Annotated in this window: 11 protein-coding genes; 2 read left to right on the forward strand and 9 right to left on the reverse strand. The window is 75.0% G+C overall.

The window, feature by feature from the left end; translation table 11 throughout:
- Positions 1–118: 118 nt before the first annotated feature.
- Positions 119–3,013: a M36 family metallopeptidase gene (locus ABZ444_RS34130; RefSeq protein ID WP_358006061.1), complete on the forward strand. Its 2,895-nt coding sequence runs from the start codon at positions 119–121 to the stop codon at positions 3,011–3,013.
- A gap of 57 nt (positions 3,014–3,070) precedes the next feature.
- Here the strand turns inward: ABZ444_RS34130 and ABZ444_RS34135 are convergent, their stop codons facing one another.
- The 8 genes from ABZ444_RS34135 to ABZ444_RS34170 are packed head-to-tail and all read right to left on the reverse strand — an operon-like array spanning position 3,071 to position 10,664.
- A complete protein-coding gene (locus ABZ444_RS34135) occupies positions 3,071–4,531 on the reverse strand; it encodes an aldehyde dehydrogenase family protein (protein ID WP_358006064.1) in 1,461 nt (486 codons plus the stop codon).
- On the reverse strand, positions 4,528–5,625 hold the full coding sequence (gene pcaC, locus ABZ444_RS34140) for a 4-carboxymuconolactone decarboxylase (RefSeq protein ID WP_358006232.1): 1,098 nt from the start codon (positions 5,623–5,625) through the stop codon (positions 4,528–4,530). Before pcaC ends, ABZ444_RS34135 begins: the two co-directional genes overlap by 4 nt.
- A gap of 2 nt (positions 5,626–5,627) precedes the next feature.
- On the reverse strand, positions 5,628–6,845 hold the full coding sequence (pcaB, locus tag ABZ444_RS34145) for a 3-carboxy-cis,cis-muconate cycloisomerase (RefSeq protein WP_358006067.1): 1,218 nt from the start codon (positions 6,843–6,845) through the stop codon (positions 5,628–5,630).
- The gene (pcaG, locus tag ABZ444_RS34150) at positions 6,832–7,356 is read right to left on the reverse strand and encodes a protocatechuate 3,4-dioxygenase subunit alpha (RefSeq protein WP_358006070.1); all 525 of its coding nucleotides are present in this window, start codon (positions 7,354–7,356) and stop codon (positions 6,832–6,834) included. The genes pcaB and pcaG overlap by 14 nt, the downstream gene beginning before the upstream one ends.
- On the reverse strand, positions 7,353–8,105 hold the full coding sequence (pcaH, locus tag ABZ444_RS34155; protein ID WP_352328074.1) for a protocatechuate 3,4-dioxygenase subunit beta: 753 nt from the start codon (positions 8,103–8,105) through the stop codon (positions 7,353–7,355). Before pcaH ends, pcaG begins: the two co-directional genes overlap by 4 nt.
- A 5-nt stretch (positions 8,106–8,110) precedes the next feature.
- A complete protein-coding gene (locus ABZ444_RS34160; RefSeq protein ID WP_358006072.1) occupies positions 8,111–9,259 on the reverse strand; it encodes a thiolase family protein in 1,149 nt (382 codons plus the stop codon).
- On the reverse strand, positions 9,256–9,885 hold the full coding sequence (locus ABZ444_RS34165) for a CoA transferase subunit B (RefSeq protein ID WP_358006075.1): 630 nt from the start codon (positions 9,883–9,885) through the stop codon (positions 9,256–9,258). Before ABZ444_RS34165 ends, ABZ444_RS34160 begins: the two co-directional genes overlap by 4 nt.
- The gene (locus ABZ444_RS34170; protein ID WP_358006078.1) at positions 9,882–10,664 is read right to left on the reverse strand and encodes a CoA transferase subunit A; all 783 of its coding nucleotides are present in this window, start codon (positions 10,662–10,664) and stop codon (positions 9,882–9,884) included. The genes ABZ444_RS34165 and ABZ444_RS34170 overlap by 4 nt, the downstream gene beginning before the upstream one ends.
- A gap of 115 nt (positions 10,665–10,779) precedes the next feature.
- Between ABZ444_RS34170 and ABZ444_RS34175 the strand changes: the two genes are divergently transcribed.
- Entirely contained in the window at positions 10,780–12,249 is a 1,470-nt protein-coding gene (locus tag ABZ444_RS34175) for an IclR family transcriptional regulator C-terminal domain-containing protein (protein WP_358006081.1), read from the forward strand.
- A gap of 10 nt (positions 12,250–12,259) precedes the next feature.
- Here the strand turns inward: ABZ444_RS34175 and ABZ444_RS34180 are convergent, their stop codons facing one another.
- Positions 12,260–13,225, reverse strand: a complete 966-nt coding sequence (locus ABZ444_RS34180) for a helix-turn-helix domain-containing protein (RefSeq protein WP_358006084.1) — start codon at positions 13,223–13,225, stop codon at positions 12,260–12,262.
- Positions 13,226–13,258: the final 33 nt, after the last annotated feature.

The raw sequence follows: 13,258 nt of genomic DNA on the forward strand, positions 1-13,258 counted from the left end.
GCGGCGTCAAGAACTGGACAGTCCTGGAGGCTTTATCCGATCTTGTCAGGACTCCTGGGCGGTGTTACCTCTGGCGGGACGGGCGTCAACCGCGCGTCTTCTGTACCCAGGAGGAACTGTGTCCACTAGACCCTGGTTACGCAGCGCCGTGATCGCCCTCGCGGTCACCGCCTCTGCCCTGCCCCTGACCGGCGCCGCGCGGGGCGAACCCGGCGGCCAGGCCCCGATCGTCCACGACTTCCAGGCCGAGCAGCACGGCGAACCGGACCTGGACAACCGGCAGGGCCGCGTCCCGCCGCCCGCCGGGCTCGGCGCGCGGGCCGCCGGCGCGGAGATCCGCTGGAACGCCCTCGGCACCCCCGCCGTCGTCACCGGCGCCGCGCCGCTCGCCGAGGGCCTGGGCGAGGACCCCGAACGGGCCGCCCGCGCCTACCTGACCGCCAACGAGCCGCTGTTCGGCCTGTCGGCCGAGGAGGTCGCCGGGCTGGAGACGGTCGCGGTCAACCCCCTCGGCGCCGGTCACGCCGTGCTCCTGCGCCAGCGGTTCGGCGGGCTGCCGGCCGGGGTGGACGGGCTCGTCGCGGTCGGCGTCGTGCGGGGGAAGGTGCGCCACGTGACCTCCTCGCTCGCCCGCGAGCAGGCCGCGCCCCCGGCCGCCGCGATCAGCGAGGCGCGGGCCCTGGAGATCGCGGCCCGCGACGGCGGCGTGGACCTGGCCACGGCGACGACGAAGCAGGTCACGAAGGTGGCCGTGCCCGCGCCGGACGGCGTGCACAGCGCGTACCAGGTGGTCCTGATCGGCGGCGGGAAGGGCGCGGCGGCGGCGTACACCACCCACGTGGACGCGGTCAGCGGCGGCATCCTCACCCGCGAGAACCTGGTCGACCACTTCGACCCGGAGAACCCGCGCTGGGCGGCCTTCCCGGTCAACCCGCCCGGCGACTACTCCGCCACCGACACCCGGCGGACCTGGTGCCAGGCGGCCGGGCCCGGCTGCGACCTCGCCACCGGCGGCGACCCGGCGACCGGCCGCGCCTGGGACGTGGACCACGCCACCGGCACGCCGACCCGCACCAGCGCGGGCAACGCCGCCCGCACCTACGAGAACCGCGCCAACGGCGACCCGTTCACCGTCGGCACCCGTGCGAACGCGCCCTCCCCGAACCGCGACTACGTCTACCCGTGGCGCAACACCTGGCACCAGGCCAAGTGCGACCCGGCGACGTTCGACCAGCCGGGCGAGGCGGACCTGGAGGCCGCCATCGCCAACCTCAACGCCATGCACAACCGCATGCACGACTGGTCCTACCGGCTCGGCTTCACCGAGTCCGCCTGGAACATGCAGGTGGACAACGGCGACCGCGGCGGGCTCGGCAACGACCCCGAGCTGGGCAACGCCCAGGCCGGGGCGCGCGTGTTGTCGGTCCGCGACAACGCGAACCAGATCACCGGCCCCGACGGCGTCGCCCCGATCACCAACATGTACCTGTGGCAGCCGATCGCCGGCTCGTTCTACTCCCCCTGCGTGGACGGCGACTACGACATGTCGGTCATCGGCCACGAGTACACCCACGCCATCTCCGGCCGCATGATCGCCGGCCCGAACGCCGGCTGGAGCGGCGCGCAGGCGGGCGCCATGAACGAGAGCACCTCAGACCTGTTCGCCATGGAGTACCTCGACGAGTACGGCTTCCGCTCCTCCGGCGCGACCCCGTACGTGATCGGCCCGTACGTCACGGGCGACCGGACGCGCGGCATCCGCAACTACGACATGTCCAGGTCGCCGCTGAACTACAGCGACATCGCCTACGACCTGGTCGGCGCGCAGGTGCACGCGGACGGCGAGATCTGGACCGCCACCCAGTTCGACGTCCGCGAGGCGTTCGTCAAGCGGTACGGCAAGGGCACGCCCGCCCGGCAGCGCGACTGCGCCGACGGCAAGGTGGCGGTGGACAGGTGCCCGGGCAACCGGCGGTGGGCGCAGCTCTCGTACGACGCCCTGCTGCTGATGGCCTCCGGCGCGGTCAGCTACGTCGATCACCGTGACGCGATCCTGGCCGCCGACGCCATCCGCTTCGACGGCGCGAACCAGGACATCCTGTGGCGGGCGTTCGCCGAGCACGGCCTCGGCAAGGGCGCGGCCAGCAACGGCCCGAACGACCCCGACCCGACGCCGAGCTTCGTCGACCCGCAGGGCCGCAACGGCTCCCTCCAGCTCAAGCCGCTCGGCGCGGCCAAGGACGCGGCCCTGCGGCTCTACGTGGGCGACTACGAGGGCCGCGCGGTGCCGGTCGCCGACACCGATCCGGCCACGCCGCTGGGCGACACCGTCGAGATGACGCCGGGCACGTACCGGTTCGTGGTGGCGGGCGCCGGGTTCGGGCACGCGCGGCTGACGTTCCCGGTGGTGGCCGGGGCGAAGCTGCCGCTCCCGCTGCCGTTGCCGCGCAACCTCGCCTCGGCCGCGGCCGGCGCGACGGCCGCCGGCGACGGCGTCAACCAGGCCCGGCTGATCGACGACACCGAGGCCACGAACTGGGCCTCGCGCACCGGCGCGCCGGCCGGCAGGTCGGTCACCGTGGACCTGGCGGGCGACCGTCCCGTCACGGTGCGCAGGGTCCAGGTGAGCGCGATGCTCCGGCCCGACGTCGGCGACGCCGCCGACCCGGGCGGGCAGAACAGGTTCTCGGCGCTGCGCGCGTTCGAGGTGCTGGCCTGCGCCGCGAACTGCGCCGACCCGGCGAGCTTCAGGAAGGTCTACACCAGCCCGGCGGACGCGTTCGACGCCACGCTGCCCCGGCCGCGCGGCGCGGACCTGCTGGTGCGCTCCTTCCGGGTGCCGCCGACCAGCGCCACCCACCTGATGCTGCGGGTGGTCAGCAGCCAGTGCACCGGCAACCCGCGCTACGCGGGCGAGCAGGACGCCGACCCCGCCTCCGCGACCGACTGCGCCACGGCGAGCCCGGCGCGCGAGCAGGTGCGGGCCGCGGAGTTCCAGGCGTACGCGCACTGACCCGGCGGCGGGCCGGCCGACCGACCGGCCCGCCGCTCCCGGGAACGGGCCGGGCGGTCAGAACGGGTAGTGGGCCTGCTCGGTCGCCAGGGTGATCCAGCGGGTGTTGCTGAACGCCTCCAGGCCCCACCGGCCGCCGAACCGGCCGTAGCCGGAGGAGCCGGCCCCGCCGAACGGCGCCTGCGGCTCGTCGCCCACGGACTGGTCGTTGACGTGCACGATGCCGGTCCGCAGGCGGCGCGCCACGCGCAGGCCGTGGGTGCCGTTCTCGGTGATGATCCCGGCGGTCAGGCCGTGCTCGGTGTCGTTGGCCAGGGCCACGGCCTCGTCGTCGGTGGCGAAGGTGCCGACCACGCACACCGGGCCGAACGCCTCGCCGTAGTACAGACCGGCGTGCTTCGGCACATCGGTCAGCACCGTGGCCGGGTGCACCGCGCCCTCGGGCTCGCCGCCTCCGGCCAGCACCGTCGCACCCTTGGCGACCGCGTCGGCGACCAGCCCGGCCACCCGGCGTGCGGCGTCCGCGCTGACCAGCGGCCCGATCACGGTCTCCGGCCGGGACGGGTCGCCGGCGGGCAGCGCGCGCACCTTGCCGGCGAACCTGCGGCCGAACTCCTCCGCCAGCGACTCGTGCACCAGCACGCGGTCGCCCGACATGCAGATCTGGCCCGCGTTCATGTAGACGCCGAACGCGGCGGCGTCGACGGCGTGGTCGAGGTCGGCGTCGTCCAGGACGATGATGGCGTTCTTGCCGCCCAGCTCCAGCAGGGCGGGCTTGAGGTGGCGGGCGGCGTGGGTGCCGATGATCCGGCCGACCTCGGTGGAGCCGGTGAAGTTGACCGCGCGGACGCGGGGGTCGGCGATGAGCGCCTCGGCGACCACGGCGGCGTCGGCCGGGTCGTTGGTGACCACGTTGAGCACGCCCGCGGGCAGCCCGGCCTCGTGCAGCAGGTCGGCGACGAACAGGCCGCACGCGATGGGGGCGTCCTCGCTGGGCTTCATCACGACGGTGTTGCCCGCGGCCAGGGCGGCGGCCACCGAGCGCACGCCGAGGATGATCGGCGCGTTCCACGGCGAGAAGGCGGCGACCACGCCGAGCGGCTCGCGCACGGCCAGGCCGAGCACGCCCTCCTCCTGCGCGGTGAGCACCTCGCCGCGCGGCGCGGTGATCGCGGCGGCGGCCTCGCGCAGCATGTTCGCGGCCAGCCCGACGTTGAACAGCGCCCACGGGCGGGTGCCGCCGACCTCGGCGGCCATCAGCGCCACGGCCTGCTCGCCGCGCTCCTGGAGCAGGTCGGCGGCCTTGAGGAAGATCGCCCGGCGGGCGAACGGGCTGGTGGCGGCCCAGCCGTCGAAGGCGGCCTGCGCCGCGTCCACGGCCGAGGTGACGTCCTCGACGCCCGCGGCGGCCACGGTCGCGTACACCTCGCCGGTGTAGGGGGCCAGGTCGGGTGTCGTACGGCCGCTCAGGGCGGGGACGTTCTTGCCGCCGATCAGCAGGTCACGGGTGATGGTCATGCGGACTCCCCTGATATCTCGGTAAGGACGCGCTGGGCGACGGCGAACGCCGCGTTGGCGGCCGGCACCCCGCAGTAGATCGCGCTCTGCAGCAGCACCTCGCCGATCTCGTCGGCCGTCAGCCCGTTGCGCACGGCGGCGCGGACGTGCATGGCCAGCTCGTCGAGGTGCCCGTGCGCGACCAGCGCGGTGAGGGTGACGCAGCTCCTGGTGCGCCGGTCGAGGCCGGGCCTGGTCCAGATCTCCCCCCAGGCGTAGCGCGTGATGAGGTCCTGGAAGTCCCTGGTGAACGCGGTGGTGCGGGCGACGGCCCGGTCGACGTGGGCGTCCCCCAGCACTTCCCGGCGCACCCGCATGCCGGGGGCGGCGGGCAGGTGGGCGAGCAGCGCGGCGGTGACCCGTTCCGGCTGGTCGACGCCGGCCAGGTGGGCCGCTCCCGGCACCTCCACGAGCGTCGCGCCGGGGATGCCGTCGGCCAGCTCCCTGGCATGCGCGGGCGGCGTGGCCGGATCGTCGCGCCCGCCCAGGACCAGCGTCGGGACGGCGATGCCGGGCAGCTCGGCGCGCAGGTCGTAGCCGGCCAGGGCGTCGCAGCAGGCGGCGTAGCCGGCGGGGTCGGCGGCGGCGAGGTCGTCGAGCAGCGCCGGGTCGCCCGGCCCGGCGAACCAGCGCTTGGCCGTGGGCTCCAGCAGCGGCGCGGTGCCCCGCTCGCGGACCAGCGCGGCGCGCTCGCGCCAGCCGTCCGGCTCGCCGAAGCGGGCCGAGGAGCAGATCATCGCCAGGGACAGCAGGCGTCCGGGGTGGCGCAGGGCGAGGGTGGCGCCGATCGCGCCGCCGATGGAGATGCCGGCGTAGTGGAAGGCGTCCAGGCCCAGGTCGTCGGCCAGGTCCAGGACGAGCCCGGCCAGGCCGTCGATCGTGGACACGCCGGACGACGGGGAGCCGCCGTGGCCCGGCAGGTCGAAGCGGACCACGCGGAACCGGCGGGCCAGCGCGGCGACCTGCGGCTCCCACACCCGGGTCGAGGTGCCGACCGACGGGCCGAGGACGATCGGCTCTCCGTGTTCCGGGCCGTCCACCCGGTGCTGCAACAACGTCACTTCTCCTCCAGCGCCCGCTCGACCAGGGCGGCGGCGGCGCCGGGCGGTCCGGCGACGGTCAGTGCGGCGCGCATGCGCCCGGGGTGCACCCGCAGGTCGGCGACCAGTTCCGCGGCGTCGCGGGCGGCGCCGGCGACCATGCGCAGCGCCTCGCGCAGCGGCTGCCATTCGGCGTGCCAGGCGCCGGGCGGGCGCTCGTCCTCGGCGGCGAGCGAGGCGTACAGGACGGCGGCCTGGGCGGGCACCTGGCGGGCCGCCGCGACGATCATCGTCGCCCGCACGGGGTTGTGCTTGTGCGGCATCGACGACGAGCCGCCGCCGACGCCCTCGGACACCTCGCCGATCTCGGTACGCGACATCACCAGCACGTCGGCGGCCATCTTGCCCAGCGCGCCCGCGGTGAACGCCAGCGCCCCGGCCAGGTCGGCGACGGGGGTGCGCAGCACGTGCCAGGGCAGCGTGGGCGCGGCCAGCCCCAGCTCGGCGGCGAACCGGCCGGGCACCTCCAGCGCCGCCGCGCCTGCGTCGTCCGCGGCAGGGGCGGTGAACCGGTCGAGGGTGCCGGCGGGGCCGCCGAGCTGGGCGGGAAGGGCTTCGCGGGCGGTGCGGAGCCGGTCGCGGGCGTCGAGGGCCAGCTTCCGCCAGCCCGCCGCCTTGAGCCCGAACGTGGTGGGCACGGCCTGCTGGGTGAGCGTGCGGGCGGCCATGACGGTGTCGCGATGGGCCCACGCCAGCGTGGCGAGCCCGGCGGCCACCCGGTCGAGGTCGGCCAGGACCGGCCCGAGCGCCCGGTGGGCGACCAGCATGAGCGCGGTGTCGAGGATGTCCTGGCTGGTCGCGCCCGCGTGCACGTGCTCCCCGTACGGCCCGGCGGCGGCGCGCAGGTCGTCCACCAGCGGGATGACCGGATTGCCGCCCGAACGGGCCCGCGCGGCCAGCCCGGCCGGGTCGAACAGCTCGGCGCGGGCCGCGGCGGTCACGGCGTCGGCCGCCTCCCGCGGCGCGCGCCCGAGCGCGGCCAGCACCCGGGTGAGCGCGGCCTCCGCGTCGAGCATGGCCTGCAGGACCGCCACGTCGCCGGTCACCTCGGCCCCGCCGCGCATGGGCGCGAGCAGCCCGAAGTCGCCCGAGGCGGTCGCGGGCGCCCCCGTGCCCCCTCCGGCGTCGGCGGAGGGGGCGCCCGGGGCCCCTCCGGCGGGGTCAGCCGAAGTCAAGGAAGACCGTCTCCTTCTCGCCCTGAAGATGGATGTCGAAGCGGTGGACGCCCTCCCGCTCCTCGACCGCGACCAGCGTGCGCGCCCGCTCGGGCGGCAGCGAGTCGAGGAAGGCGTCGGGCCGCAGGTAGATGCGGGTGAACAGGTGGTGGAGCAGGCCGCGGGCGAACACGCACACGCTGATGTACCCGTTGCCCGGCTCGACCGTGCGCAGGGTCCAGTGGCCGTCGGCGTCGGTGGGGACGCGGCCGAACCCGGTGAAGTCGACGCCGTGCCGGCCGATCACCGCGCCGTCGACCGGGTCGCGGCGCAGCGAGCCGGGCGCGCCGGACACGTCGCCCGCGGGGTCGGCCTGCCAGAACTCCAGCAGCGCGTCGGGGATCGGGTCGCCGGCGCCGTCGTGGACGCGGCCGTGCACGGTGATGCCGCCGGTGGCCAGGTCGCCGCCGCCGGGGAAGGGCAGCGCGTAGCCGTAGAACGGGCCGACCGTCTGCGAGGGAGTGGGGTTCATCGGCCTTCCTCCATCCAGGTCGCGGCGGGCCCGTCGAGCACGATGTCCCACCGGTAGCCGAGCGACCACTCGGGCTTGGACAGGTCGTGCGCGTAGGTGGAGACCAGCCGCTGCCGGGCGCCGTCGTCGGTGACCGACTGCAGGATCGGGTCGTAGGGGAACAGCGGGTCGCCGGGGAAGTACATCTGGGTCACCAGCCGCTGGGCGAAGGCCGTGCCGAACAGCGAGAAGTGGATGTGCGCCGGCCGCCAGGCGTTGAGGTGGTTGCGCCAGGGGTAGGGGCCGGGCTTGATCGTGGTGAAGTGGTAGCGGCCGTCGTCGTCGGTCAGGCAGCGGCCCACGCCGGAGAAGTTGGGGTCGAGCGGGGCGGGGTGGTCGTCGCGCTGGTGCAGGTAGCGGCCGGCGGAGTTGGCCTGCCAGATCTCCACGAGCTGGCCGCGTACGGGCCGGCCCTGGCGGTCGAGCACCCGGCCGGTCACGGTGATCCGCTCGCCCAGCGGCTCGCCGAGGTGCTGCCGGGTCAGGTCGGAGTCGAGGGCGGTCACGTCCGTGACGCCGAACACCGGGCCGGACAGCTCGCTCGCCTCCGGGTCCTTCAGCGCGACCAGCGGCTGCTTGGGATGGCGCAGCAGGGTGCTGCGGTAGGGGGCGTAGTCGCGCGCGGGGTGGTCGGCGGGCCGCTCGCCGCGGGACTCGCTCAGCGCGGCGATCTCGCGGTCGATGTCGGCCTGCGTGAGTGGTTCGGACATGGACGCTACCTTTCGAGTACGACGGCCAGCCCCTGGCCGACGCCGATGCAGAGGGAGGCGATCCCGACGCCCGAGCCGGCCGCGGCCAGCCGGTGGGCCACGGCGCCGGTGACGCGGGCTCCGGAGGCGCCGAGCGGGTGGCCGATCGCGATCGCGCCGCCGTCGGGGTTGACCAGGGCGGGGTCGAGTTCGGGCAGCTCGGCCAGGCAGCCGAGCACCTGCGCGGCGAACGCCTCGTTCAGCTCGACGGTCGACAGGTCGCCGAAGCCCTTGCCGGCCTTGGCCAGCGCCTTGCGCACGGCCTCGACCGGGCCGAGCCCGAAGTAGCGCGGCTCCAGCGCGCTCGCGGCGCTCGCGGTGAGGCGGGCCAGCGGCTCGCGGCCGCGCAGCCCCTCCTCGTCGGTCAGCAGCAGCGCCGCCGCGCCGTCGTTCAGCGGGGAGGAGTTGCCGGCCGTGACCGTGCCGCCGTCCTTTCTGAACACCGGCTTGAGCCGGGCCAGCGCCTCGGCCGAGGTGTCGTCGCGGATGCCCTCGTCCCTGGCCAGGCCGGCGATCGGGACGATCTCGCGGTCGAGGGCCGCCTTGGCCGCCTTCCGGTGGCTGCCCAGCGCGTACGCGTCCTGCTCCGCGCGGGTGATGCGGTGCTTGTCGGCGATCAGCTCGGCGCCCTCGCCGAGCGCGACCGTGTGCTCGGCGGGCATCCTCGGGTTGACCAGCCGCCAGCCGAGCGTCGTGGAGACCAGCTCCCCGCCGCCCGCCGGGAAGGCGCGGTCGGGCTTGGGCAGCACCCAGGGCGCGCGGGTCATCGACTCCACGCCGCCCGCGATCACCGCCGAGGCGTCGCCGACCGCGATCGCCCGGTAGGCCTGGATGACCGCCTCCATGCCCGAGCCGCACAGCCGGTTGACGGTGGCGCCGGGCGTGGTGACCGGCAGCCCGGCCAGCAGCGCGGCCATCCGGGCGACGTTGCGGTTCTCCTCGCCCGCGCCGTTGGCGTTGCCGAGGATCACCTCGTCGGCGCTCTCCTGGCCGGTCCGCTCGACCAGCGCCGCGACGACGTGCGCGGCCAGGTCGTCGGGGCGCACCTTGGCCAGCGCGCCGCCGTGGCGGCCGAACGGCGTGCGGACGGCGTCGACGATGTAGACGTCCTTCATGCGATGACCTCCGCGTCGGTACGGTTGCGCAGCTCGTCCAGGCCCACGCCCGGCGCGCTCTCGACCAGGGCCAGCCCCTGGCCGGTGACGTCGAGGACGCCGAGGTCGGTGATGATCCGGTGCACGCATCGCTTGCCCGTCAGGGGCAGCGAGCACTCCTCGACGATCTTGGGTGAGCCGTCCTTGGCGTTGTGCTCCATGATCACGATGACCTTGCGCGCGCCGTGCACCAGGTCCATGGCCCCGCCCATGCCCTTGACCAGCTTGCCGGGGACCATCCAGTTGGCCAGGTCGCCGCGGGCCGAGACCTGCATCGCGCCGAGCACGGCCACGTCGATGTGACCCCCTCGGATCATGCCGAACGACAACGAGGAGTCGAAGAACGACGCGCCGGGGAGCACGGTGACCGTCTCCTTGCCCGCGTTGATCAGGTCGGGGTCGACGTCGGCGGGCGCGGGGTAGGGGCCGACGCCGAGGATGCCGTTCTCGGAGTGGAGGACCACGTCGACGCCCGGCGGCAGGAACGACGGGATGCGGGTGGGCAGGCCGATGCCGAGGTTGACGTAGTCGCCGTCGCGCAGCTCGGCCGCCGCCCGCGCGACCATCTGGTCACGGGTCCAGCTCATTCGGTGACCGTCCCTCCTGCCGGAGGCGGGGTGATCGTACGCCTCTCGATGCCCTTGTCCGCGGCCTGCTCCGGGGTGAGCGGGAGTACGCGCTGCACGAACACGCCGGGCAGGTGGACCTCGTCGGGGTCGAGGTGCTCGGCCAGCTCCTCGACCTCGGCGACGGTGATGCGCCCGGCCATGGCGGCCAGCGGGTTGAAGTTCCTGGCGGCACGGTGGAAGACCAGGTTGCCGGACCGGTCGCCCCTGGCCGCCCGGACCAGCGCGAAGTCGGTGCGGATGCCGTGCTCCAGGACGTACTCCCGACCGTCGAACTCGCGCACCTCCTTCGGCGGCGAGGCGACGGCGACCGTGCCGTCGGGGTGGTGCCGCAGCGGCAGACCGCCGTCGGCGACGGGGGTGCCGACCCCGGCCGGGGTGTAGAAGGCGGGGATGCCGCTGCCGCCGGCCCGCAGCCGCTCGGCCAGGCTGCCCTGCGGGGTCAGCTCGACCTCCAGGTCGCCGCCGAGGTACTGCCGGGCGAACTCCTTGTTGTCGCCGATGTAGGAGGCGGTGACGCGGGCGATGCGCCCGGCGGCCAGCAGGATGCCGAGGCCGCCGCCGTCGACGCCGCAGTTGTTGGACACGACGCCGATGCCGGTCACGCCGGTGTCGTAGAGGGCCTGGATCAGCACGTTGGGGATGCCGCTGAGCCCGAAGCCGCCGACCGCGAACGACGCGCCGTCCCGCACGCCGGCCAGCGCCTCCGCGGCCGTCGCGACCACCTTGTCTCTCCGCACGACGCTCCGTTCAGCCGAGGTGTTCGCTCTGCGAACTTTAGTTCACTATTATGAGTTCGAGTATCTGTAACCGGGGCGTTCCTGTCAAAGCCCCCACCTGGATGAGGAGCCGCCGATGGAACCGGCCGGGACCCTGGAGCGCGGCCTGGCCGTGCTGCGTGTGCTGGCCGCCGACCCCGGGCGGCCCATGCGCGCGACCGACCTCGTCCGCGCCACCGGGCTGGCCAGGTCCACGGTCGACCGCGTGCTGGCCACGCTCGTGCACCTCGGGCACCTGCGGGCCGAGGGCCGCGACGTGCTGCTCGCGCCGCCGCTGATGGAGCTGGGCGCGGCCTACCTGGCCTGCGACGGCCTCCAGGAGAGCCTGTCGCCCCTGGCCGAGCGGCTGGCCGCCGAGCTGGAGGAGTCGGTCTCGCTGGCCGTGCGCGACGGCGACGGCGTGCGCTTCGTCGGCCAGTTCACCCGGCGGCGCACGATGTCGGTGGCCTTCCGGGTGGGCGACCTGCTGCCCGCCGGGCGGTGCGCGGCGGGGCTGGCCCTGCTCGACCCCACCGCGCCGTGGGCCGAGGACGACCAGCTCATCGAGCCGGGGCTGATCGCGGTCGCGCTGCCCGTACGCGACCCCGGCGGCACGGCGGTCTGCGCGGTCAGCGTGGTCAGCCACACCAGCAGGCACACGGTGGCGGGGCTGCGCGAGCACGCCCTGCCCCGCCTGCGCGCGACGGTGGCGGACATGGAGGCCGCCCTGGCGGCATTGGCCTCCCGGCCCCGGGAGCCGCGCCGCGCGTCCGCCGGGCTCGACGGTTCGCGGGCCGTCAAGGAGGAGCTGGGCATGGGTTACCTGCAGTCGCTCGCCCGCGGCCTGGCCGTGCTGGTCTCGCTCGGGTCGGCGCGCGGCGGCTGCACGCTGGCCGAGTCCGCCAGGGTGACCGGCCTGCCCCGGGCCACGGTCCGGCGCGCGGTGCTGAGCCTGGAGGGCCTCGGCTACGCCGCCGCCGAGGGTGACCGCCACGTGCTGCTGCCCAAGGTGCTCGAACTGGGCTACGCCCACCTGTCGGGGCGTACGTTCGGCGAGGTGGTCCAGCCGCACCTGGCCGACCTGGTGGCACGCGTCCGCGAGTCGGCGTCGGTGGCGGTGCTGTCCGGCGACGACGTGCTCTACGTGGCCCGGGTGCCGACGGTCAGCATCATGAGCGTGGACATCACGGTCGGCACCCGCTTCCCGGCGTACGCCACGTCCATGGGCCGGGTGCTGCTGGCCGGGCTGCCCGCCGCCCGGGTGGCCGCCATCGAGCCGAAGCCGCTGTCCCGGCACACGATCACCTCGCCGGAGGGGCTGGCCGCGGCCGTCCGGCAGGCCGCCGCCGACGGCTACGCGCTGGTGGACCAGGAGCTGGAGGAGGGCGTGCGGTCGATCGCCGTCCCCGTGCGCGGGCCGGACGGGCGCGTGGTGGCCGCGGTCAACGTGGCCACGCACGCCGGCCGGGCCAGCCGCGACCACCTGCTGCGCGACGTGCTGCCCGAGCTCAGGCGGACGGCCGCGGGCATGGAGGCCGACCTCGCGCACACCGGCCGGCTCCCCTAGCGCGTCCTGCCTACCGGGTGGCCTCGGCGCGGGCCTCGCTCGGGGTCAGGCCGTACCGGGCGCGGAACAGGCGGGCGAAGTGGGCCTGGCTGGAGAAACCCCATCGGTGGGCCACGTCGGCGATCGTGGTCTCCAGTGCGCCCGGCCCGGTCAGCTCGGCGTGCGCCCGGACCAGCCGCCGCTCCACGATGTGCCGGGCGGGCGAGCGGCCGGTGGACTCGAAGATGCGCGCCAGGTGCCGCACGGAGATGCCCATGACCCCGGCCACCTGCGCCGCCCCCAGGCAGGGGTCGTGCAGGTGCCGGTCGATGTAGTCCTCGGCGACGATGAGCTGCGACCGGTAGGCGTCCGGCCCGGGACGCCCGCCCGTACGCTCCTCGGCGAGCTGCCTGAGCAGGTCGAGCACGGCCCGCTCGGCCTCGGCCGGGTCGGGCGCGGACCGCAGGGCGGCCAAGCCGCCGATCATCGAGCGCAGCGCGGCCACGAGCACGCCCTCCCGAGCCGTCCCCCTGCCGAACACCATCGGCCCCGGCAGCCCGCCCGCCACGCACGCCTGCGCGAACAGCTCGCGCGGGACGTCCACCAGGATCTGCCGCATCGAGGAGGAGAACCCGAACAGGTACGGCCGGCGCGTGTCGTAGACGACCAGCTCGCCCGCCGTGGCGGCCAGGCAGCCGTTCTCGTGCAGGAACACCGCCTCGCCCTTGAGCAGCAGGGTCGCGAACACCGAGTCCTTCGGCGTGGACCTGACGGTCTGCGGGCTGCGTTCGATCGCGTGGGCGTTCCCGGCGATCTCGGCCAGCCGCAGCCCGGCCAGCTCGATGTTGGTCTGCCTGGCCACCAGGCCGTGCTCGGAGTACGACGTGCACGACAGGCCCACCAGCGCCCTGCGGTTGTAGTCCTCCCAGAAGTGGATGCGCTCGGCGGGTTCGACGTGCTCGGTCGTGGCCTGGGAGATCACGGAGACGGCGGACAAGGCGACCCTCCTCGCGTTCGTGCCGGTCAGGGG

The organism is Nonomuraea sp. NPDC005730, assembly GCF_040630865.1.
Taxonomy (GTDB): Bacteria; Actinomycetota; Actinomycetes; order Streptosporangiales; family Streptosporangiaceae; genus Nonomuraea.

Bases quoted from the DNA above. Each gene is read 5' to 3' on its own strand.
- ABZ444_RS34135 (WP_358006064.1), bottom strand. From the start codon at position 4,531: ATGACCATCACCCGTGACCTGCTGATCGGCGGCAAGAACGTCCCCGCC.
- pcaG (WP_358006070.1), bottom strand. From the start codon at position 7,356: ATGAACCCCACTCCCTCGCAGACGGTCGGCCCGTTCTACGGCTACGCG.
- pcaH (WP_352328074.1), bottom strand. From the start codon at position 8,105: ATGTCCGAACCACTCACGCAGGCCGACATCGACCGCGAGATCGCCGCG.
- ABZ444_RS34160 (WP_358006072.1), bottom strand. From the start codon at position 9,259: ATGAAGGACGTCTACATCGTCGACGCCGTCCGCACGCCGTTCGGCCGC.
- ABZ444_RS34165 (WP_358006075.1), bottom strand. From the start codon at position 9,885: ATGAGCTGGACCCGTGACCAGATGGTCGCGCGGGCGGCGGCCGAGCTG.
- ABZ444_RS34175 (WP_358006081.1), top strand. From the start codon at position 10,780: ATGGAACCGGCCGGGACCCTGGAGCGCGGCCTGGCCGTGCTGCGTGTG.